17 protein-coding genes are annotated in these 22,055 nt (G+C 68.5%); 12 read left to right on the top strand and 5 right to left on the bottom strand.

What is annotated here, in order from left to right; genetic code table 11:
• Positions 1-178: 178 nt before the first annotated feature.
• Genes ACWICD_RS12400 through ACWICD_RS12390 form a run of 3 tightly spaced genes read left to right on the top strand, consistent with a single transcriptional unit; the run spans position 179 to position 3,572 of the window.
• Complete coding sequence (locus tag ACWICD_RS12400; RefSeq protein ID WP_454140350.1) at positions 179-1,516, top strand: RNA polymerase sigma factor; 1,338 nt, start codon at positions 179-181, stop codon at positions 1,514-1,516.
• A complete protein-coding gene (locus ACWICD_RS12395; RefSeq protein WP_376125766.1) occupies positions 1,513-2,820 on the top strand; it encodes a MurT ligase domain-containing protein in 1,308 nt (435 codons plus the stop codon). Before ACWICD_RS12400 ends, ACWICD_RS12395 begins: the two co-directional genes overlap by 4 nt.
• Positions 2,817-3,572: a type 1 glutamine amidotransferase gene (locus ACWICD_RS12390; protein ID WP_454140349.1), complete on the top strand. Its 756-nt coding sequence runs from the start codon at positions 2,817-2,819 to the stop codon at positions 3,570-3,572. The genes ACWICD_RS12395 and ACWICD_RS12390 overlap by 4 nt, the downstream gene beginning before the upstream one ends.
• Positions 3,573-3,585: 13 nt before the next feature.
• On the opposite strand, the gene ACWICD_RS12385 is transcribed toward ACWICD_RS12390, so the two are convergent.
• Positions 3,586-3,810 (bottom strand): DUF7455 domain-containing protein, encoded by a 225-nt coding sequence (locus ACWICD_RS12385; RefSeq protein ID WP_376125771.1) that lies wholly within the window; start codon positions 3,808-3,810, stop codon positions 3,586-3,588.
• A 169-nt stretch (positions 3,811-3,979) separates the two neighbouring features.
• On the opposite strand from ACWICD_RS12385, the gene ACWICD_RS12380 reads away from it, so the two are divergent.
• Positions 3,980-6,073: a DNA gyrase/topoisomerase IV subunit B gene (locus tag ACWICD_RS12380; RefSeq protein WP_454140348.1), complete on the top strand. Its 2,094-nt coding sequence runs from the start codon at positions 3,980-3,982 to the stop codon at positions 6,071-6,073.
• A 305-nt stretch (positions 6,074-6,378) separates the two neighbouring features.
• Entirely contained in the window at positions 6,379-6,669 is a 291-nt protein-coding gene (locus ACWICD_RS12375) for a GIY-YIG nuclease family protein (RefSeq protein ID WP_454140347.1), read from the top strand.
• A 543-nt stretch (positions 6,670-7,212) separates the two neighbouring features.
• On the opposite strand, the gene ACWICD_RS12370 is transcribed toward ACWICD_RS12375, so the two are convergent.
• A complete protein-coding gene (locus ACWICD_RS12370; RefSeq protein WP_376125780.1) occupies positions 7,213-9,672 on the bottom strand; it encodes a DNA gyrase/topoisomerase IV subunit A in 2,460 nt (819 codons plus the stop codon).
• 69 nt (positions 9,673-9,741) lie between these two features.
• On the opposite strand from ACWICD_RS12370, the gene ACWICD_RS12365 reads away from it, so the two are divergent.
• Entirely contained in the window at positions 9,742-10,860 is a 1,119-nt protein-coding gene (locus tag ACWICD_RS12365) for an alkaline phosphatase family protein (RefSeq protein ID WP_376125782.1), read from the top strand.
• Position 10,861: 1 nt separating this feature from the next.
• Here ACWICD_RS12365 and sepH read toward each other — a convergent pair whose 3' ends face one another.
• Complete coding sequence (gene sepH / locus ACWICD_RS12360; RefSeq protein ID WP_454140346.1) at positions 10,862-11,902, bottom strand: septation protein SepH; 1,041 nt, start codon at positions 11,900-11,902, stop codon at positions 10,862-10,864.
• A gap of 210 nt (positions 11,903-12,112) precedes the next feature.
• On the opposite strand from sepH, the gene ACWICD_RS12355 reads away from it, so the two are divergent.
• Positions 12,113-12,406, top strand: coding sequence for a DUF4193 domain-containing protein (locus ACWICD_RS12355; protein WP_376125788.1), 294 nt, complete (start codon positions 12,113-12,115; stop codon positions 12,404-12,406).
• Between the two features lie 34 nt (positions 12,407-12,440).
• Here the strand turns inward: ACWICD_RS12355 and ACWICD_RS12350 are convergent, their stop codons facing one another.
• Complete coding sequence (locus tag ACWICD_RS12350) at positions 12,441-12,926, bottom strand: DUF3093 domain-containing protein (protein ID WP_376125791.1); 486 nt, start codon at positions 12,924-12,926, stop codon at positions 12,441-12,443.
• Between the two features lie 18 nt (positions 12,927-12,944).
• Between ACWICD_RS12350 and dut the strand changes: the two genes are divergently transcribed.
• The 5 genes from dut to dxs all read left to right on the top strand — a co-directional run bounded on the left by dut (position 12,945) and on the right by dxs (position 19,835).
• Positions 12,945-13,394 carry a dUTP diphosphatase gene (dut, locus tag ACWICD_RS12345; RefSeq protein WP_376125793.1) on the top strand — a complete coding sequence of 150 codons (450 nt, stop codon included), beginning with the start codon at positions 12,945-12,947 and terminating at the stop codon, positions 13,392-13,394.
• On the top strand, positions 13,391-13,996 hold the full coding sequence (locus tag ACWICD_RS12340) for a DUF3710 domain-containing protein (protein WP_454140345.1): 606 nt from the start codon (positions 13,391-13,393) through the stop codon (positions 13,994-13,996). The genes dut and ACWICD_RS12340 overlap by 4 nt, the downstream gene beginning before the upstream one ends.
• A complete protein-coding gene (locus ACWICD_RS12335) occupies positions 13,993-14,775 on the top strand; it encodes a DUF3159 domain-containing protein (protein WP_454140344.1) in 783 nt (260 codons plus the stop codon). The genes ACWICD_RS12340 and ACWICD_RS12335 overlap by 4 nt, the downstream gene beginning before the upstream one ends.
• A 134-nt stretch (positions 14,776-14,909) precedes the next feature.
• A complete protein-coding gene (locus ACWICD_RS12330) occupies positions 14,910-17,762 on the top strand; it encodes an aconitate hydratase (RefSeq protein ID WP_376125801.1) in 2,853 nt (950 codons plus the stop codon).
• Between the two features lie 123 nt (positions 17,763-17,885).
• Positions 17,886-19,835, top strand: coding sequence for a 1-deoxy-D-xylulose-5-phosphate synthase (gene dxs, locus ACWICD_RS12325; protein WP_376125804.1), 1,950 nt, complete (start codon positions 17,886-17,888; stop codon positions 19,833-19,835).
• A 71-nt stretch (positions 19,836-19,906) separates the two neighbouring features.
• Here the strand turns inward: dxs and ACWICD_RS12320 are convergent, their stop codons facing one another.
• Positions 19,907-22,051: a 3-hydroxyacyl-CoA dehydrogenase NAD-binding domain-containing protein gene (locus ACWICD_RS12320; RefSeq protein ID WP_454140343.1), complete on the bottom strand. Its 2,145-nt coding sequence runs from the start codon at positions 22,049-22,051 to the stop codon at positions 19,907-19,909.
• Positions 22,052-22,055 lie beyond the last annotated feature (4 nt).

The following is a 22,055-nucleotide window of genomic DNA, read 5'->3' as shown; positions in this document are numbered from 1 at the left end:
CACCCCTATCACGGCGGACGAATGTCGTGGGATGAGTATGCGATACTGGATGCATTGACCCGTTGTCAACCGTCCCACAGGCGCACCCTGTCGGGCCGCGGACTTGACAAGGGTCTTACTAGTGTCCGAAATCTACCGGCGCCGGACCCCTCCGGGTCTCACCGGTGAAAGGCAGAACGTGACTCCAGGCACGAACACGAAAGCCCGCTCGAGTGCCGCCAAGGCGGTCGAGTCGGACGAGACCACTGCTGCCGAGCAGGAGGCTGCGGCGAAGAAGCCCGCGGCGAAGAAGCCGGCGGCGAAGAAGCCCGCGGCGAAGGCACCCGCGACCAAGGCTCCCGCGAAGAAGGCGGCTCCCAAGAAGGCCGCGCCGAAGAAGGCGGCCAAGACCGAAGACGAGATCGACGAAGAGACCGAGGTCGACGTCGACGCCAAGCTCGCCACCGGCAAGGGCAAGGCTTCGGAAGACACCGACGACGTCGACGACGAAGAAGAAGAGACGAAGACCCCGGCGTTCACCGAGCCGCTGCCCACGGGCGCGATCGTCATCTCGTCCTCCGACGACGAGGACGTCCCGGTCTACTCGACGCAGATCACCGGCGCGACCGCCGACCCCGTCAAGGACTACCTCAAGCAGATCGGCAAGGTGCCGCTGCTGAACGCGGCCGAAGAGGTCGAGCTCGCAATGCGCATCGAGGCGGGTCTGTTCGCCGAAGAGAAGCTGTCGCACATGTCGGCGGCCGAGAAGTCGGCGCAACTGGGACTGGACCTGCAGTGGGTCGCCCGCGACGGACAGCGCGCCAAGAGCCACCTGCTGGGTGCGAACCTGCGACTGGTCGTCTCGCTCGCGAAGCGCTACACGGGCCGCGGGATGCAGTTCCTCGACCTCATCCAGGAGGGCAACCTGGGCCTCATCCGTGCCGTCGAGAAGTTCGACTACACGAAGGGCTTCAAGTTCTCGACCTACGCGACGTGGTGGATCCGTCAGGCGATCACCCGCGCGATGGCCGACCAGGCGCGCACCATCCGCATCCCCGTGCACATGGTCGAGGTCATCAACAAGCTCGCCCGCGTGCAGCGGCAGATGCTGCAGGACCTCGGTCGCGAACCCACGCCCGAAGAGCTCAGCCGCGAACTCGACATGACGCCCGAGAAGGTCGTCGAGGTGCAGAAGTACGGCCGTGAGCCGATCTCGCTGCACACCCCCCTCGGCGAAGACGGCGACAGCGAGTTCGGTGACCTGATCGAGGACACCGAAGCGGTCGTCCCGGCGGATGCGGTGGGCTTCACGATGCTGCAGCGTCAGCTCGAGTCTCTCCTCGACTCGCTGTCCGAGCGCGAAGCGGGCGTCATCCGCATGCGCTTCGGACTCGGCGACGGCCAGCCCAAGACCCTCGACCAGATCGGCGACACCTTCGGCGTGACGCGCGAGCGCATCCGTCAGATCGAGTCCAAGACGATGGCCAAGCTGCGCCACCCGAGCCGTTCGCAGTCGCTGCGGGACTATCTCGAGTGAGCCCGCGCCACGGCAGCGGCCTCCGGTACGTTCCGGCGATCGTCGCCGGCAAGCTCGCGCGGTTCGCGACGCGCTTGCGCGGCGGCGGGTCGGCGTTCCCCGGATACGTCGCGAATCGGCTGGCGCCGACGCTTCTGAACACGCTGGGCGGGCAGTTCCCGTACGGCGTCGTCTTCGTGCTCGGCTCGAACGGCAAGACGACCACGACCCACATGATCAGCGAGATCCTGCGGGCTCACGGACTGACGGTCTTCACCAACCCGACCGGCGCGAACCTGCCGCAGGGCGTCACGAGCGCCCTGCTGGCCGATGCGACGCTCACCGGCAAGGTGCGCGCCGATGTCGCCGTGCTCGAGGTCGACGAGGGCTTCGCGTCCGAGTTGGCGGACATCCTCGGCCCACGCGTCATCCTGGCCCTCAACGTCCAGGTCGACCAGCTGTACCGCTTCTATGAGACCGAACGCGTCGCCGACATGATGCTCGACGCCGCGACGCGCGCCTCGGTGCGCGTCGTCGTCAACGGCGACGATCCCTACCTGAGCAAGGTCGACGAGTCCTCGCTGCGGGCACCCGCATCGTTCTTCGGCGCCTCCGCCGAGGTCGTCGCCGCATCGGCCCACGGGCTCGTGAACGCGATCGACACGCGCAGCGGCGTCGCCGGCACGCACCAGCGCGTGTACGAGTCCGAGGTCGTGTCCATCGCAGGGCGCGACGTCGAGCTGGATCTCGCGGGCGAGCGCATCCGCATCACGCTCCCCGCGCGCGGTCTGCACTACGCCGTCGACGCAGCGGCCGCCGCGAGCGTCGCCCTGCACGTGCTCGGCGATCGCTTCCACGCGGATGCCGCGTCGGCGGGCTTCGCGCGGATGGCACCCGCCTACGGGCGCGGTGAGCTCGTGCCGCTGCGTCGCGACCCGGCAGGCGAGCAGGTCGAGTTCGTCATGTTCAAGAACGGACCGAGCCTGCAGCTCAACGTCGACGCCCTCGACGGGGCGCCGGAGCGCGTCCTGATGGCGATCGACGAGGGCACACCGGACATCTCGTGGCTGTACGACGTCGATCTGTCCGCGTTCGACCACGTCGATGTCGTGACGGGCGAGAAGGCCCACCAGATCGCGACCCGGCTCGCCTATGCGGGTATCCCGATCGGCGTCGTCGAGCCCGACATGGAGAAGGCGGTGCAGCTCATGCGCGCATTCCCCGAAACGGCGACGCGACGTCAGGTCTGGTTCGTCAACTACGAACTCATGATGAGCGGTCGCCGTGTGCTCGGCTACGGCGACCAGGAAGTGGCCCGGCGATGACGACGCTCACGATCGTGCAGCTGTATCCCGATCTCCTCGGTGTGACCGGAGACCGCGGCAACGTCGACGTGCTCGCGACACGTGCGCGCTTCGCGGGTCTGACACCGGAGGCGACGCGCGTCGGCATCGGCGACCCCGCCCCCGAGCACGCCGATGCGATCGTGATCGGCAACGGTCCGCTCTCCGCCATGCGCACCGTGCATGCCGACCTGCTCGCCCGACGCGAGTGGATCACGGCGCAACACTCCGACGGCACGGCGATCCTGTGCGTCGGCGGCGGCGCTGAGCTGCTCAGCGACGGGATCGACCTGCTCGATGACTCGCGGCTGGAAGGCCTGGGCCTGATTCCTGCCCGCGTCGCGCGCACGCGCACCCGCCGCGTCGGGTACATCGTGGCGGACACTCCCGATGGTCGTCTCGTCGGATTCGAAGACCATGCGTCGGAGTGGACGCTGCTCCCGGCAGCACCGGCGGATGCGCGTTACGGAACCGTCGTGTCAGGTCGGGGCGGTGTCGCGGGCGGCGGCGAGACGCTCCGCGTCGAGGGGCTCTATGCCACGAACGTGCAGGGCCCCGTGCTGCCGCTCAATCCGCAGCTCGCCGACGCGCTCCTCCGCCGTGCCGCGGCGCGTGCGGGAGCGGAATACGTCGTCGCTGCCGAACACGCGACCCTCGATCGGCATGCCGATCTCGCCCGTGCAGCGATCGAGCGTCACGCGCGGAACGCTCAGTTCACAGCCATCCAGCTCTGAACCGAGCGCGTCCTCAGCGGGTTTCGTCGAGCCGCGCGGTCTCGTCGTGCCACGATGTGGCGACGGCGCGCAGCTTCTCTTCGTACTTGCGCCCGTGGTGGGCGCAGAAGAGCATCTCGGTGCCGTTCACCTCGGCGGCGATGTAAGCCTGGGCGCCGCACGAATCACACCGGTCGATCGCAGTGAGGCGGTGCTCGAGGACGGCCGTGTTCTCGGCAGGTGTCGAAAGCGTGGTCATCTCGGTTCCTCCTCGGGTATGCAGAGCCGACAGCTGGTCTGAGAAATACAACCATGGGTTCCGCCAGGGAATGCCCGGAACCGGTCGTCGTTCGCTGTCCGCGTACGGACCGCGGGGCTGCCGTGTGTCCCGGGCCCGCTGTCGCCGGGCGCGGATACCCTTGAGGATTGTGACTGCTGAGTACTCCGCCCATCACCTCCAGGTGCTCGAAGGCCTCGAAGCAGTCCGCAAACGGCCCGGCATGTATATCGGCTCGACCGACTCGCGCGGTCTCATGCACTGCCTGTGGGAGATCATCGACAACTCGGTCGACGAAGCCCTCGCGGGGCATGGCTCGCACATCGAGATCGTGCTGCACGCCGACGGCAGTGTCGAGGTGCGCGACCGCGCACGCGGCATCCCCGTCGATATCGAACCTCGGACGGGACTGTCGGGCGTCGAGGTCGTCTTCACGAAGCTGCACGCCGGCGGCAAGTTCGGCGGGGGGTCGTATTCGGCCTCGGGTGGGCTGCACGGCGTCGGCGCATCGGTGGTCAACGCCCTGTCCGAGCGTCTCGATGTCGAAGTCGACCGCGGTGGCAAGACGTGGGCGATGTCGTTCCACCGGGGCGAGCCCGGTGTCTTCTCGGGCCCCGAGCCGACCTCGGTCTTCACGCCCTTCGAGAAGAGCTCCGAGCTGCGTGTCGTCGGACGCGCACCCAAGGGCGTGACGGGCTCCCGCATCCGCTACTGGGCGGACGGCCAGATCTTCACGAAGGACGCCGCGTTCAACCTGGTCGAGCTCGAGCAGCGCGCGCGACAGACCGCTTTCCTCGTCCCGGGGCTCGAGATCGTCATCCGCGACGAGCGCCCGTCGACCGTCGCCGCCACCGCCGACGGCCAACCCGTCGTGACGTCCTATCGGTTCGACGGCGGCATCTCCGAGTTCGCCGATTTCCTCGCGCCCGACACACCCATCACCGACACGTGGCGGCTGACCGGTGACGGTGAATTCACCGAAACCGTGCCGGTCCTGCAGAAGACCGGCGCGATGGTGCCCACCGAACTGCAGCGCACGTGTCACGTCGACATCGCACTGCGGTGGGGCACGGGCTACGAGACGGTGAACCGATCGTTCGTCAACATCATCGCGACGCCGAAAGGCGGAACCCACCAGGCGGGATTCGAAACCGGACTCGTCAAGGTCCTCCGCTCGCAGATCGAGCAGAACGCACGTCGCCTCAAGGTCGGCAACGACAAGATCGAGAAGGACGACATCCTCGCGGGCCTCACGGTCGTGCTGACGGTGCGCCTGGCCGAACCGCAGTTCGAAGGTCAGACCAAAGAGGTGCTCGGCACGCCGGCCGTGCGGCAGATCGTGGCGAACGTCGTCACGAAGCAGCTCACCGCGAAGTTCTCGTCGACCAAGCGCGACGACAAGGCGCAGAGCGCGCTGCTGTTGGAAAAGGTCGTTTCCGAGATGAAGGCGCGCCTCTCGGCGCGCGCACACAAAGAGACCCAGCGACGCAAGAACGCGCTCGAGTCGTCGTCACTGCCGGTCAAGCTCGCCGATTGCCGCACGAACGACGTCTCGGCATCCGAACTGTTCATCGTCGAGGGCGATTCCGCGCTCGGCACGGCCAAACTCGCCCGCAACAGCGAATACCAGGCGCTGCTGCCGATCCGCGGCAAGATCCTCAACGTCCAGAAAGCCTCGGTCGCGGACATGCTGGGCAACGCCGAATGCGCCGCCATCCTGCAGGTCATCGGCGCCGGGTCCGGCCGCTCGTTCGACATCGACGCGGCACGGTACGGCAAGGTCATCCTGATGAGCGATGCCGATGTCGACGGCGCGCACATCCGCACGCTGCTGCTGACGCTGTTCTTCCGCTACATGCGTCCGCTCATCGACGAGGGCCGCGTCTATGCCGCGGTGCCACCGCTGCACCGTGTCGTCGTCGTCAACCCGGGATCGAAGCCGAACGACACGATCTACACCTACTCCGAGCAGGAGCTGCACGCGCTCCTGTCGAAGCTGACGAAGTCGGGCAAGCGCTGGCAGGAGCCCGTCCAGCGCTACAAGGGCCTGGGCGAGATGGACGCCGACCAGCTCGCGACGACGACGATGGACCGCGCCGGGCGGACGCTGCGTCGCGTGCGCATGGAAGATGCGGAAGCGGCCTCGACGGTGTTCGAACTGCTCATGGGCAATGATGTCGCACCGCGCAAGGAGTTCATCATCGACTCGAGCGGCAGTCTCGCCCGCGAGCGCATCGACGCCTGACCCGCCGCGCCCTGGCCCCTGACCCCGCCGAAGCGTCGTCGCCGTTCGGTCCCTCAGCCTGCCGAAGCGTCGTCACCGTTCGGCCCCTGAGCTTGCCGAAGCGTCGTCGCCATTCGGTCCCTGAGCTTGCCGAAGGGTCGTCGCCGTCCGGTCCCTGAGCTTGCCGAAGGGTCGCCACCATTCGGTCCCTGAGCTTGCCGAAGGGTCGCCACCAGCGGTTCCTCCCCACCCCCGGCATCCTGCTCTTCGTCCACCGGCCTTGACCCGCAGCATCCGCCCACGGTGATCCGCGGCACGATCGACACATGCCGCACGTCTACATCGTGAAATGCCGCGACGGCCGCCTCTATGTCGGCAGCACGAAGAAGAAGCCCGAGGCCCGCGTCTGGGAACACAACAATGACGAGGACCTCGCCGCTCGGTACACGATCAAGCGGCGACCGGTCGTGCTCGTGTACGCCGAGCACCACGAACGAATCGACGACGCCCATCGACGCGAGCGCCAACTGCACGGCTGGAGTCGCGCGAAGAAGATCGCTCTCATCGAGGGGCGCCTCGATGATCTACCCGCGTTGTCGCGGAAGCGGTCGAGGTAGAGGAGCGACCCTTCGGCAGGCTCAGGGACCAGACCGGCGACGACCCTTCGGCAGGCTCAAGGACAAGGCGAGGGACGACCCTTCGGCAGGCTCAAGGGACCAGACCGGCGACGACCCTTCGGCAAGCTCAGGGACCAGACCGGCGACGACCCTTCGGCAAGCTCAGGGACCAGACCCGCGACGACCCTTCCGCAGGCCCAGGGACCGGGCGAGGGACGACCCTTCGGCAAGCTCAGGGACCGGACGAGGCACGACCCTTCGGCAAGCTCAGGGACCAGACAGGCGACGACCCTTCGGCAAGCTCAGGGACCAGACCGGCGACGACCCTTCGGCAAGCTCAGGGACCAGACCGGCGACGACCCTTCGGCAAGCTCAGGGACCGGACCAGGCACGACCCTTCGGCAGGCTCAGGGACCAGACCAGGCACGACCCTTCGGCAGGCTCAGGGACCGGACGAGGGACGACCCTTCGGCAGGCTCAGGGACCGGGCGAGTGAGGGACGAACCCGTCGACGGGGTCGGGGAGCGAGGGGTGGGGGAGCGGTCAGCGGATGGGGAATCCCACGGCGCCGACGACGCCGTCGAGCGGGATGCCCGAGGCGTCACGTTTCGCACCGGACGGCGGAAGCGCTCGCACGCCGCCGTCGGAGCCCACCGCGCGCGGGTCTTCGCCGGCCCACGCGAGAGTGAGCGCGTCTTCGCCCTTGAGGAACCGCTGCGCGCGCACGCCCCCGGTTCCGCGACCCTTGGCGGGGTACTCCTCGAACGATGAGACCTTGCCCGTGCCGGATTCGGCACCGAACAGGGCGTCGTTGCTTCCGGCGATCGTCACGACGCTCACGTCGGATGCCGCGGCATCGACGACGCCGAAGAACACGACGCTCGCACCGGCCGAGACCCGGATGCCGGCCATCCCACCGGCACCACGACCCTGCGGCCGCACGGAAGACGCCTCAAACCGCAGCAGCTGTGCATCGCTCGTCACGAAGACGAGTTCGGCGTCGTCGGGCGCCGGCGCCGCGCCGACGACGCGGTCACCCGGCTTGAGCGCGATGATGTCGATGTCGGGCTTGTTCGCGAGTTCGCTCGCGGCGACGCGCTTGACGACGCCCTGCGCGGTCCCGAGAGCGACGGCGGGGGAGTCCACGAGCGGCACGATCGCGATGACGTGCTCACCCGATGCGAGGCCCAGGTACTGATCCGCCTTCGTGCCTGCGGCGAGCTGCACCGAGTTGCCCGGGACGGACGGCAGGTCGACGGGAGAGAAGCGCACCAGACGACCGGTGCTGGTGACCGCGCCCAGGTCGCCGCGGGTCGTCGCATCGACGGCTGAACGGATCGCGTCGTGCTTCGAGCGACGCCCCGGCGGCACGATGCCGCCTCCGGGAGTCTCGGCAGCCAGCTCGGCGCGCACCATCCGGCCCGTGGCGGAGAGGAGGACACGACACGGGGCATCCGCGATCTGAAGGTCCGCCGCCGCGGCGGCCGACCGGGATCGCGGGGCCACCGGCCCACCGTTGAGCAAGAGGGTGCGCCGCGGCGTGCCGAAGGTCTCGGCCGCCGCATCGAGCTCGCGCGCCACCTGCGCGTGCAGCAGAACGTCGCTCGCGAGCAGCTCTTCCAGCGCGGCGATCTCGGTCTTGAGCGCGTCGCGCTCGCCCTCGAGCTCGACGCGCGAGAACTTCGTGAGGCGACGCAGACGCAGCTCGAGGATGTATTCGGCCTGCAGCTGCGACAGGTCGAAGACCTCTTGCAGACGCGTGCGCGCCTGCTCGCTGTCGTCGGAGGCGCGGATGACCTGGATGACTTCGTCGATGTCGAGGATCGCGATGAGCAGACCCTCGACGAGGTGCAGCCGCTCCTTGCGGCGCTCGAGCCGATACCGGCTGCGTCGCGTGACGACCTCGATGCGGTGATCGAGGTACACCCGCAGCATCTCCTTCAGCCCGAGCGTCTGCGGCTGCCCTTTGACGAGCGCGACGTTGTTCATGCTGAACGAGTCCTCGAGCGGCGTCAGCCGGTAGAGGTGCTGCAGCACGGCGTCGGGATCGAAACCCGTCTTGATGCTGATGACCAGACGCAGGCCGTTGTGCCGGTCGGTCAGGTCGGTGACGTCGGCGATGCCCTGCAGCTTCTTGGCCTGCACGGCATCCTTGATCTTCTCGATCACGCGCTCCGGGCCGACGAGATACGGCAGCTCGGTCACGATGAGGCCGGTGCGACGCGGGCCGAGCGACTCGACCGAGACCTTGGCGCGCGTGCGGAAGCTGCCCCGGCCCTTGGCGTAGGCGTCTTTGATGCCGTCGAGTCCGACGATGATCCCGCCGCCGGGCAGATCCGGCCCGGGGACGAACTCCATGAGGTCCTCGACGCTCGCATCGGGGTTGTCGAGCAGGTGGACCGCGGCCCCCACGACCTCGATGAGATTGTGGGGGGCCATGTTCGTCGCCATGCCGACGGCGATGCCGGTCGTGCCGTTGACGAGCAGGTTCGGGAACGCGGCCGGCAGCACTTCGGGCTGCTGGAACTGGCCGTCGTAGTTCGGGATGAAGTCGACGACGTCTTCGTCGAGATTCTCGGTGAGGGCGAGGGCCGCGGGTGCGAGGCGCGCCTCGGTGTACCGCGCGGCGGCGGGGCCGTCATCGAGCGAGCCGAAGTTGCCATGCCCGTCGACGAGCGGGACGCGCAGCGAGAACGACTGCGCGAGTCGGACGAGGGCGTCGTAGATGGGCGCGTCACCGTGCGGGTGGAGCTTGCCCATGACCTCGCCGACGACACGCGCGCTCTTGACGTGTCCGCGGTCCGGGCGCAGCCCCATGTCGGCCATCTGATAGAGGATGCGGCGCTGCACCGGCTTGAGACCGTCGCGGGCGTCGGGCAGGGCCCGCGAGTAGATCACCGAGTACGCGTACTCCAGGAACGACGTCTGCATCTCGGTCGAGACGTCGATGTCCTCGATGCGTCCGTGATCGGCGGGGATGGCGGCGGAGCGGGATGCGGGCATGGTGCGGGTGCGACCTCGGGTGACGGCGGTCCGGAGAGGGCCTTCTGCGCATGTGCGAGACTGACCCGGATGTCACTCAGCCTACCCGCGGACCCGCCCCACGCTCGAAGCCTCACCGGTGTCGTGCCGCAGCTTTTCGCTTCGCTCGAAAGTCGATCTGAGTGGTTCGCTCCGGCGACGAGTGCCATCGTCTTCGTCGTCGACGGCCTCGGTGCGTCCTCTCTCACCGCGCGGGCGGGCCACGCGCGGTTCCTCGCGCAGTCCGGCACGAAGAAGGACGTCGCTCGCACCGTGTTCCCCTCGACGACGGCGACAGCGCTCACGAGCCTGCTGACGGGCGCACCGGCGGGGGTCCACGGCATCGTCGGCTACCGTGCGCGCATCCCCGGCACGGACGACGTCGTCAATCAGCTGCGCGGCTGGGACACCGACGAGCTGCCGCAGAGCTGGCAGCGCGCGGAGCGCCTCGTCGCCCGCCACGCCGACCGCCCCTGCTTCGTCGTGTCGAAGTCCGAGTACGCCGGCACCGGATTCACCGAGGCCACGATGGGCGAGGCGCAGTTCGTCGGCGAGAACGATCTGACGGCGCGGGTCGAACGGGCCACCGACCTTGCGGCGCGGCATCCCGGCTCGTTCATCTACCTCTATGCGAATGACCTCGACGCCATCGGTCATAAACGCGGATGGCAGTCCGACGAATGGATCGGCGCCCTCGAACGCGTCGACGCCGCCGCGCGGACGCTCGCCGCGGCGGCGGACCCGCAGACGGGGATCGTCGTGACAGCCGACCACGGCATGGTCGATGTGCCGCGGCACCGTCAGATTCTTCTGGCCGACGGCGACGCGCACCTCGACGGCGTCCGCCTCATCGGCGGAGAGCCGCGGATGCTGCACCTCTATGCCGAAGACGGTGCCGCCGCGGACGTGCTCGATACCTGGCGGCAGGCCGAGGGCGGACGCTCGTGGGTGCTCTCACGCACCGAGGCGATCGACGCGGGACTGTTCGGCAGCGTCTCGCCCGACGTCGCGCCGCGGATCGGCGATGTCCTCGTCGCCGCACGGTCCGGCATCGCGTACTACGACGACCGCGTCGACGACAAGGCGCCGCAGAAGATGGTGGGACAGCACGGCTCGCTCACGAACGAAGAACGCATCGTGCCTCTGCTGAAGCTCGGCGCGTACGCCTGAGTCAGTCGTCGCCGCGCGCGCCGAAGACGATCTCGTCCCACGAGGGCATCGACGTGCGCCCCTTGCGGCGCCCGCCGCCCTCGCCCACGACGGCTTGCGTCGACTCGGCACGGTCATCGGGGCGGTCTTCTTCGCCCGGCGCCTCGTCGTATCCGGGCTCGAGCGCATCGAACAGCGCGACGGGGGCGTGCGCGCGAGGCGTCTCGACTTCGGGCTCGGCCTCGGGGAGCGGTTCGCGCTGACCGCGACGGCGGCGCAGCGCCTCGAGCAGATCAGCCGTCTCGGCCGAGGTGACCGAGGTCTCGGTCGCGCGCTTGATCGCGGCCTGCTGCACGGCCGGCGTCGCGGGTGCCGGCAGGTCGGGGGTCTCGAGGTCCGCATCGGGCAGACGGCGCGGCCCGAACGCGCCGCTGTCGAACCGCGACTCGTCCTTGGGCGCCACGACGTCCAGCGCGCGCAGGCGGGGGATGAGTCCTTCGGGCAGCGACCCCTGACGGGAGAGCTGAATGGCATCGGAGTTCAGCGGCGAGAGCGTGCTGCGGCGTGGATCGAATCCCCAGCGCGCGTCGTGGTCGACCTCGCTCGCCGTGAACTCGAGCTTGACGATCCACCCCGTCTGCTCTTTCCAGCTCGTCCAGCGCTCGGCGCTGGCCCCCACACCGGCGAGCTTGGCGCGCACGGCTGCGCCGAACGTCGGGTTGGCATCACCGTCGAAGTCGCCGCCCAGCAGCACGGGTACCGCGAGGGCCTGACCCACGACGTGCTCACGCTCGGCGAGTACGGGCCCTTCGAAACGCACGATGTCTTCGACGCGGGCGCCGAGAAGCGTCGCCACCTCTTGCGCCGACAGTCCGGCACGGATCTGAGCCTGGATGTCGCGCGGGCTCGGACGATCGGCGCGCTGATCGGGCTCCCGGTCGCGCCGTGCCTTGCGCAGCTCGGCCCGCAGCGCCTCGTCGAGCGGCAGCGCGAATCGCTCGCCCGACTCGGTCGCCAGCACGAGCATGTCGTCCTCGGTTGCGATGACTTTGAGCTGTTCCATGCGAAACGCCCTCCGATCAAGATCTCTGCGGCCCATCGTGTCACGCGACATCGACATCGCCGGGAATATCGTGCGCGCGCCGTGAGTTTCACGCTCACGCATGCGGAGGCCGCCGATGGCATTTGCGAAATGGCCACCCGTCGTGCAAACTATCGCCGCCCCATGAGGTCGAGGCGCCCCCCACATACCCGGAAGTCGAGAAGTTCACGCATGGCCACCGATTACGACGCCCCCCGCAAGACCGAGGATGACAGCGAATCGATCGAGGCTCTGAAGGAGCGCGTTCCCGACAAGCTCTCAGGCTCGGTCGACGTCGAAGACGCCGACAACCCGACCGGATTCGAACTGCCCGGCGCGGACCTGTCCGACCTCGAGCTCGACGTCGTCGTGCTGCCTCCGCAGGAGGACGAGTTCACGTGCATGAGCTGCTTCCTCGTGAAGCACCGCTCTCAGGTCGATCACGAGTCCTCCGACGGACCCATCTGTCTCGAGTGCGCGGCCTGAACCGCATCCGCTGACATCCCGAAGGCGAGCGCTGCTACGAAGCGCTCGCCTTCGCCGTGTCCCGGCGCAGCGCCGCCCGCAGGCGATCGGGGGTGCGAGTCGAGATGACCCAGTTCGGAGCCGGGTCGTCGATGTCGAGGATCGGCACGACGACGACGCCGTCGATGCCCCCTCGGATGACGTGCCACGCACGGGGATCCAACCCCGAGCCGCGTGCATGGCGAGCAGCCTCGCCCGCGTAGGCGACCGGTTCGCCCGTGAAGCCGATCTCGATCCGCGCCCGCCCGGCGCGCAGCATCCCGTCACGAACCTCGATGACGGGGGATGCCACCACGAGCAGTGCGACCAGGAGCACCGCCACGGCGATCCCGATCGCCAGTGCGAGCGTCGTGTCGACGGGCGAGAAGATGAGCGCGGCCATCGGCCCGCACAGCGCTGCGGCGACGAGCAGCCACAGCGAGGGACTGAGTCTTTCGCGGTAGACAGGCGCGCTGGCCGCTCCGCCGTGCGTGGATGCCATCTGCATTACCCTCGATGAGTGACCGAAACCGTGGACGTCCCCATTATCGCGCCCGTCCTGCCGGTGTACGCCCATCCCGGCGACGCCGGGGCGGATCTCGTCGCGAACGAGAGCGTGCGACTCGAGCCGGGGCGGCGCGCGCTCGTCGGCACGGGGGTGCGGATCGCGCTGCCCGACGGGTACGCCGCGTTCGTCGTGCCGCGCTCGGGCCTCGCCGCCAAACACGGCATCACGATCGTCAATGCACCCGGTACGGTCGACGCGGGATACCGCGGCGAGATCAAGGTCGCGCTGCTGAACACCGACATCGACAACGCCTACGACATCGCCATCGGCGACCGGATCGCCCAGCTGATCCTGATGCCGGTGCCGCGGGCGCGCTTCCTTCCGGTCGACGACCTGCCCGACAGCCCTCGCGGCGACGCCGGCTTCGGCTCGACCGGCTACCAGAACGGAGTCACGTCATGACTGACGCCACACCCACACCCACACCCACCCCCGCGGGCAAAGTCGCCCCCGACAATCGCTCCACGACCGGACCGTTCGACGAGTCCGAGGCCAACCCCGTGCGCCCGTACATCGACCTCGGCGGCATCAAGGTGCTTCCGCGCGAGGGACTCAACCTGCGTCTCGAGGTGGAGGAGCAGACGAAGCGCATCGTCGCCGTGGGCCTCGACTACGCCGGTTCGACCCTGCAGGTGCAGCCGTTCGCCGCACCGAGAACGGCCGGGCTGTGGGAAGAGACGCGGGAGCAGATCCGCGAACAGGTGAGGCAGCAGGGCGGCCGCGTCGAAGAGCGCGAGGGTCCGCTCGGCCCCGAGCTGCTCGCTGAGGTCCCCGTGGCGACGGCCGAGGGCGAGCCGGGCAAGCGCTTGGCACGATTCGTCGGCGTCGACGGCCCGCGCTGGTTCCTGCGCGGCGTGATCGGCGGCGCCGCGACCGCCGATGTCGAGGCCGCCGAGAGCATCGAAGACCTCTTCCGCTCCATCGTCGTCGTGCGCGGGGGCACGCCCATGCCGCCGCGTGACCTGATCCCGCTGCGGATGCCGGCGACCCCGGGCACCGCGTGAACGACCGCCCCGACCTGACGCCGCCCGACCCCGGAGCGCCGGCGTCCGCCGATGCGGCACCCTCGGCGTCCGAGATCTTCGGGGCGGCACTCGGGGGCGCGGCGCGCCGGGCGGGCCTGGACCCTTCCGAGGGCAAGAGCACGGGACACGTCGTGTGGGGTGCGATGGGCGGCTGGCGCGGCGTGCTCGAATCCGTGCTTCCGGGCCTCATCTTCGTCGCGGTCTACACGGTCACGATCGACCCCGCGACCGGTGACGGCAACCTGTGGCTGTCGCTCGGACTCTCGGTCGGGATCGCCGCCGTCTTCACGATCGCGCGGCTCATCGCCCGCCAGCCCGTCACCGCCGCCGTCGGCGGGCTCGTCGCCGCCGGCGTCGCGGCCGCCTTCGCCGCGTTCACGGGTGAAGCCAGCAACAACTTCATTCCCGGGTTCATCACGAACGTCGTCTACGGCTCGGCGCTGCTGATATCGGCGCTCATCGGATGGTCGATCATCGGCCTCGCGGTGGGGTTCCTGATGGGGGAGGGCACCGCCTGGCGCCGGGACAAGCGCAAGCGCCGCGTCTTCTTCTGGCTCACGATCGCGTGGGCCTCCCTGTTCGCCGCCCGGCTGATCGTTCAGGTTCCCCTCTACCTCGCCGACAACGTCACGGCCCTCGGAACCCTCAAGCTCGTCATGGGTCTGCCGCTGTTCGCACCGCTCGTCGCCGTCACCTGGCTCGTCGTGAGGGCCGTGTATCCCCGCAGCGAGCCAACGCCGGATCCCGCCGCCGAGTGATACATTTATCTTGACATCAAGATAAAACGTTCCTCTCCGCGTTAGGTGAACCTCACTAGCCACAGGGCTCTCGCGGGGGAAAGATGGGGGAGCGCGCTGTGCGTCGCGCTCCGCCGCCGATGAAGGAGACCCACGTGTCCACGGTTGACAGCTTCGGTGCGAAAAGCACCCTGACGGTCGGCAGCACCGACTACGAGATCTTCCGCCTCGACACCGTTCCCGGTTACGAGAAGCTCCCGTTCAGCCTGAAGGTGCTGCTCGAAAACCTTCTGCGCACCGAAGACGGTGCGAACGTGACGAAGGCCCAGATCGAGGCGCTCGGCGCCTGGAACCCGGGCGCCGAGCCTGACACCGAGATCCAGTTCACGCCGGCGCGCGTCGTCATGCAGGACTTCACGGGAGTGCCCTGCATCGTCGACCTCGCCACGATGCGCGAAGCTGTGGCCGGCCTGGGCGGCGACGCCGACAAGATCAACCCGCTCTCGCCGGCCGAACTCGTCATCGACCACTCCGTCATCGCCGACCTGTTCGGCTCGGAGAACGCCCTCGAGCGCAACGTCGAGATCGAGTACGAGCGCAATGGCGAGCGTTACCAGTTCCTGCGCTGGGGCCAGACGGCGTTCGACGACTTCAAGGTCGTCCCCCCGGGCACCGGAATCGTTCATCAGGTCAACATCGAGCACCTCGCCAAGGTCATCTACGACCGTGCTTCGACGAGCTCGGCAACCGGCGAAGCGGTGCTCCGCGCTTACCCCGACACGTGTGTCGGCACCGACTCGCACACCACGATGGTCAACGGCCTCGGCGTGCTCGGCTGGGGCGTCGGCGGCATCGAGGCCGAGGCCGCCATGCTCGGCCAGCCGGTGTCGATGCTCATCCCGCGCGTCGTGGGGTTCAAGCTCACCGGCGACATCCCCGCCGGCGTCACCGCGACCGATGTCGTACTCACGATCACCGAGATGCTGCGCCATCACGGCGTCGTCGGCAAGTTCGTGGAGTTCTACGGCGCCGGTGTCGCGTCCGTTCCGCTGGCCAACCGCGCCACGATCGGCAACATGAGCCCCGAGTTCGGCTCGACCGCCGCGATGTTCCCCATCGACGATGTGACGCTGGACTACCTGCGCCTCACGGGCCGCAGCGAGGATTCCGTCGCGCTCGTCGAGGCGTACTCGAAGCTGCAGGGCCTGTGGCACGACCCCTCGGTCGAGCCGGTCTTCAGCGAGTACATCGAGCTCGACCTCTCGACGGTCGTGCCGTCGATCGCCGGACCGAAGCGACCGCAGGACCGCATCCTGCTCTCCGAGGCCAAGACCCAGTTCGAGAAGGACATCGTCAACTACGCCGACCCGTGCGTGACGGACGACATCGTCGACCTCGAGTCGAAGCACTCATTCCCCGCGTCGGACCCGGGCGCCGTGCCCGGCGAAGAAGACGTCGACACGCGCGACGTGCACATCTCCAGCGGCGGGCCCGCCGCGGCATCCAATCCTGTCAAGGTCACGACGCCCGAGGGCCTGAAGTACACGCTCGACCACGGCGCGGTCACCCTCGCCGCGATCACCTCGTGCACCAACACGTCGAACCCGTCCGTCATGCTCGCGGCCGGCCTCCTGGCGCGCAACGCGCTGCAGAAGGGCCTCAAGCAGAAGCCGTGGGTCAAGACGACACTCGGCCCCGGCTCGAAGGTCGTCACCGACTACTACGAGAAGTCCGGCCTCGACAAGGCGCTCGAAGGTCTCGGCTTCTTCACGGTCGGCTACGGCTGCACGATCTGCATCGGCAACTCCGGCCCGCTCATCGACGAGGTCTCGCACGCCGTCAACGAGCACGACCTCGCGGTGACGGCCGTGCTGTCGGGTAACCGCAACTTCGAGGGCCGGATCAGCCCCGACGTGAAGATGAACTACCTCGCGTCGCCGCCGCTCGTCGTCGCCTACGCCCTCGCCGGATCGATGCACTTCGACTTCGAGACCGACCCGCTCGGGCAGGACCCCGACGGCAACGACGTCTTCCTGAAGGACATCTGGCCCTCGCCCGAAGAGGTGCAGGCCACGATCAACTCCTCGATCTCGCGCGAGCAGTTCATCAAGCAGTACGCCACGGTGTTCGAGGGCGACGAGCGGTGGAAGAGCCTGCCGACCCCGGATGACTCGGTCTTCCAGTGGGATGAGAACTCGACCTACGTGCGCAAGGCGCCCTACTTCGACGGCATGACGATGGAGCTGACCCCCGTCACCGACATCACGGGCGCCCGCGTCATGGCGACGCTGGGTGACTCCGTCACGACCGACCACATCAGCCCCGCGGGCAACATCAAGATCGGCACGCCCGCCGCGAAGTACCTCGAGGAGCACGGCGTCCGCCAGAAGGACTTCAACTCCTTCGGCTCGCGTCGCGGCAACCACGAGGTCATGATCCGCGGCACGTTCGCCAACATCCGTCTGAAGAACCTGCTCGTGAGCGCCGTCAACGACGGTGCGGTCGTCGAGGGCGGCTACACGCGCGACTTCACGCAGGAGGGCGGCCCGCAGTCGTTCATCTACGACGCGTGCATGAACTACCAGGAGCAGGGCACTCCGCTCGTCGTGTTCGGCGGCAAGGAGTACGGCTCCGGCTCGTCGCGCGACTGGGCGGCCAAGGGCACGAGCCTGCTCGGGATCAAGGCCGTCATCACCGAGAGCTTCGAGCGCATCCACCGCTCCAACCTCATCGGAATGGGCGTCGTCCCGCTGCAGTTCCCCGAGGGTCAGAGCTGGGAGTCGCTGGGTCTGGACGGCACCGAGATCGTCTCGATCACGGGCCTCGAGCAGCTGAACGAGGGTGTCACGCCCAAGACGGTCAAGGTCACGGCCACTCCGAGCGAATTCTCGCCCGAGGGCAAGCAGACCGTCGAGTTCGACGCGGTCGTTCGTATCGACACGCCCGGCGAGGCGGACTACTACCGCAACGGCGGCATCCTGCAGTACGTGCTGCGCTCGCTCGTCTGACATCTCGCACAGAAGGTCCCGTGCCCGCAAGGGTGCGGGGCCTTCTGCTCTTCTTCAGCCGGTCGGCGTAGAATCGAGGGATGCCGCGCGAGCGGCGGCATCCGCTGACGAAGGGCATACGGAATGGGTCTTCTCCAGGCGATCCGCGGGCCTCGCGACCTCGACGCCCTCTCCACGGAACAGCTGGAAGAGCTCGCCGGCGAGGTTCGCGCGTTCCTGATCGAGAACGTCGCCCGCACCGGGGGGCACCTCGGTCCGAACCTCGGCGTCGTCGAGCTCACGATCGCGTTGCACCGCGTCTTCGATTCGCCGAACGACCCCGTCATCTTCGACACAGGCCACCAGTCGTACGTCCACAAGCTGCTCACGGGCCGCCAGGACTTCTCACAGCTGCGCACGCGGGGCGGGCTCGCGGGCTATCCGCAGCGCTCGGAGAGCCCGCACGACGTCGTGGAGTCCTCGCACGCGTCGAGCTCTCTCAGCTGGGCCGACGGCCTGTCCCGAGCCTTGACCCGCACGGGCCACGACGATCGCCATGTCATCGCCGTGGTCGGCGACGGCGCTCTCACGGGGGGCATGACGTGGGAAGCGCTCAACAACATCTCCGACGACAACGAGCGCAATCTCGTCATCATCGTCAACGACAACGGTCGGTCGTACGCCCCCACGATCGGCGGCATGGCGAGGTACCTCAACCGCGTGCGCACCGCGGAGCCCTACCGCCAGCTGCACGAGGGATCGGCGACGCTGTTCCGCAAGCTCGGACCCGCTGCCCGCGCACTGTATCGGGGTGTGCGCGGCGGAACGCACGGCTTCCTCTCCCGCTTCACGAACAACACCGAGCTGTACTCGAACCTGGACATCAAGTACCTGGGACCCGTCGACGGACACAACCTCGAGACGCTCATCGAGACCCTCGAGCTCGCCAAGTCGTACGGTGCCCCGGTCATCGTGCACGCCATCACGGAGAAGGGTCGCGGCTATCAGCCCGCGCGCGACGACGAAGCCGATCAGTTCCACGCGGTCGGTCGCATCGATCCCGTCTCGGGCCGGCCGGTCGGCTCGTCATCGACCCTCGGCTGGACGGATGTCTTCGCCGACGAACTCGTCGCGCTCGGCGAAGCCCACGACGACATCATCGGCATCACGGCGGCGATGCTGCGGCCCACGGGCCTGCTGCGCTTCGCGCAGCGCTTCCCCGACCGCGTCTACGACGTCGGCATCGCCGAGCAGCACGCCGTCACCTCGGCGGCGGGTCTCGCCTACGGCGGATTGCATCCCGTCGTCGCCGTCTACGCCACCTTCATGAACCGCGCGTTCGACCAGGTGCTGATGGATGTCGCGCTGCACAAGGCCGGCGTGACCTTCGTGCTCGATCGGGCGGGCGTCACGGGCCCTGACGGACCGAGCCATCACGGCATGTGGGATCTCGCGATGCTGCAGATCGTGCCGAACATCCGCATCGCCGCCCCGCGCGACGAGACGACGCTTCGCGAGGAACTGCGCGAAGCGGTCGCCGTCGATGACGCGCCCACCGTCATCCGCTACCCCAAGGGCTCGGTGAGCCCCGATCTGCCCGCTCTCGAGCGGCTCTCCGACGGGGTCGACGTGCTCGCCCGCGACGACGCGGAAGACGTGCTGATCGTGGGCATCGGCACCATGGCGCACCTCGCCGTCGACGTGGCCGAGCGCCTGCGGGCGCAGGGGATCGGCGCGACCGTCGTCGACCCGCGATGGGTCGTGCCGGTGCAGCCGTCGCTGGTCGAACTCGCGGCATCCCATCGCCTCGTCATCACGATCGAGGACGGCGTCCGCGTCGGCGGCATCGGCACGCGCGTGCGACAGGTGCTGCGCGAGGCCGGAGTCGACACGGCCGTCGACGAGCTGGGGCTTCCGACCGAGTTCATCGACCACGCATCACGCGAGCAGATCCTCGAGGATGCCGGGCTGACGCCCGCGAAGATCGCGCAGGACGTCGTGGCGCAGGTGCTCGGCACCCGCATCCCCATCGCGCGCGCCGCGACGACGGAGATCCCGACGCTCACCGACTGGGAGCGTTCGCCCCGCGCCTGACCGGGAGCCTGTCCCGGGCGGGGCCGGGAACGGGAGCGGCCCCGAGCCGAAGCCCAGGGCCGCCGTCCGTCTCAGGCGTCGATCCCGCGGATCGGCGGGTGATGGAACGTGTCGCCGAAGACCCGCTCCGACGCCCCCTCGCGATCGAGGTACGGCGACGCGCCGCCATCGATGAAAGGCCAGCCGGCGCCGAGGATGAGGCACAGATCGATGTCTTCGACCTCGGGCACGACGCCCTCGTCGAGCATGATCTTCATCTCCTGCGCAAGACCGTCCTGCACGCGCCGGAGGATGGTGTCGGCCGACGCGGGCGAGGAGCCGACGTGGCCCTTGATCGTCTTCTCGGCGGCCTTCGTGAACCCCGTGACTCGGCCGCCCTTGTCCTTCTCGACGACGGCGGACAGCTCAGCCAGCGCGTGGAAGTTGTCGTTGGCGTAGAACCGGTCGGGGAAGGCGCGCACCATCGTGTCCTGCACGTGGGCCGCGACCTTCCAGCCGACGAGGTCGATGAGCTGGAAGGGCCCCATCGGCAGGCCGAGCGGGCCGAACGCCTTCTCGACATCGGCGATGGGCGTTCCCTCGTAGACGGCGCGTGCCGCTTCGCCCATGACCTTCGCGAGGAGCCGGTTGACGACGAAGCCCGGTGCGTCGGCGGTGAGCACGGCGTTCTTGCCGAGCCCCTTCGCCACGACGAACGCGGTCGACAGCGCGGCATCCGCGGTCTGGGGGGTCTTCACGATCTCGATGAGCGGCATGACCGCGACCGGGTTGAAGAAGTGGAAGCCGACGAGACGCTCGGGATGCTTCAGCTTCGCGCCGATCTCCTCGACCGACAGCGACGACGTGTTGGTGGCGAGGATCGCGTCTTCGGCGATGATGCCCTCCAGTTCGGCGAAGACGGCCTGCTTGACGCCGACCTCTTCGAACACGGCCTCGATGACGAAGTCGCAGTCGGCGTACTGGCTCTTGTCGACGGTTCCCGTCACGAGCGCCCGCAGCCGGTTCGCGGTGTCTCCGTCCAGGCGCCCCTTGGCCTCGAGCTTCGCGATCTCGTCGTGGATGTAGGCGATGCCCTTGTCGACGCGCGCCTGGTCGAGGTCGGTGATGAGCACCGGCACCTGCAGTCTGCGCACGAAGAGCAGCGCGAACTGGCTGGCCATGAGACCCGCGCCGACGATGCCGACCTTCGTGACCTTCTTGGCGAGCGCCTTGTCCGGTGCTCCGACGGGCCGCTTCGCTCGCTTCTGCACGAGATCGAAGGCATACATGGATGCCGCGAACTGGTCGCCCGTCGCCAGTTCCGCCAGCGCGTCCTCTTCGCGCGCGAAGCCCTCGGCCTTCGTGCCGCTCTTGGCCTTGTCGAGAAGGTCCAGCGCGACGTAGGGCGAGCGGGGGACCGTGCCGATCTTGGACTCGAGCATGCCGCGGGCCATCTTGATCGCGATGGGCCACTTCGTCAGTCGTTCGATCTTGCCGGGTTCGTTCTTGCGGTCGACCTTGATGGTGCCGGCGAGCACACCGTCGGCCCAGCGGAGGGAGTCCTCGAGGTAGTTGCCCGCGGGGAAGATGGCGTCCATGATCCCCAGGTCGAAGGCCTGCTTCGGCTTGAGCATCCGGTTCTGCTTCAGGGGGTTCGAGATGACGACCTCGAGCGCGTTCTCGATGCCGATGAGGTTCGGCAGCAGGTACGCCCCGCCCCAGCCCGGGATGATCCCGAGGAACACTTCGGGCAGGGCGATCGCGGCCGCGGACGCGTCGACCGTGCGATAGGTCGAGTTGAGCGCGATCTCGAGCCCGCCGCCGAGCGCGAGCCCGTTGACGAACGTGAACGACGGCACGCCGAGGTCACCCAGCATCCCGAACACCTTGTGCCCGAGCTGAGCGACCAGACGCGCGTTGTCTTTCGATCCGACCCGCGAGATGTCCGACAGGTCGGCGCCCGCCGCGAGGATGTACTGCTTGCCCGTGATCGCGACAGCGTGGATCTCGCCCGCCGCAGCACGGGCTCTGAGGCCCGCGAGGGTCTCACCGAGCTCGGTCAGCGTCGCGGGGCCGAGCGTGTTGGGCCGGGTGTGGTCGCGCCCGTTGTCGAGGGTGACCAGGGCCAGCGTCTTGCCCGAGGGCAGGGTGATGTCGCGGACGAGGGAGTGGGTGACCACCTCGTCGCCGGCGAGGGCCACGAGGGGAGAGAAGTCGATGTCGTCGTAGTTCGTCATTGGT

The organism is Microbacterium sp. NPDC055357 (genome assembly GCF_053644835.1).
Note: the sequence above shows the minus strand (reverse complement) of the source record. Positions and strands in the feature narration are given on the sequence as shown.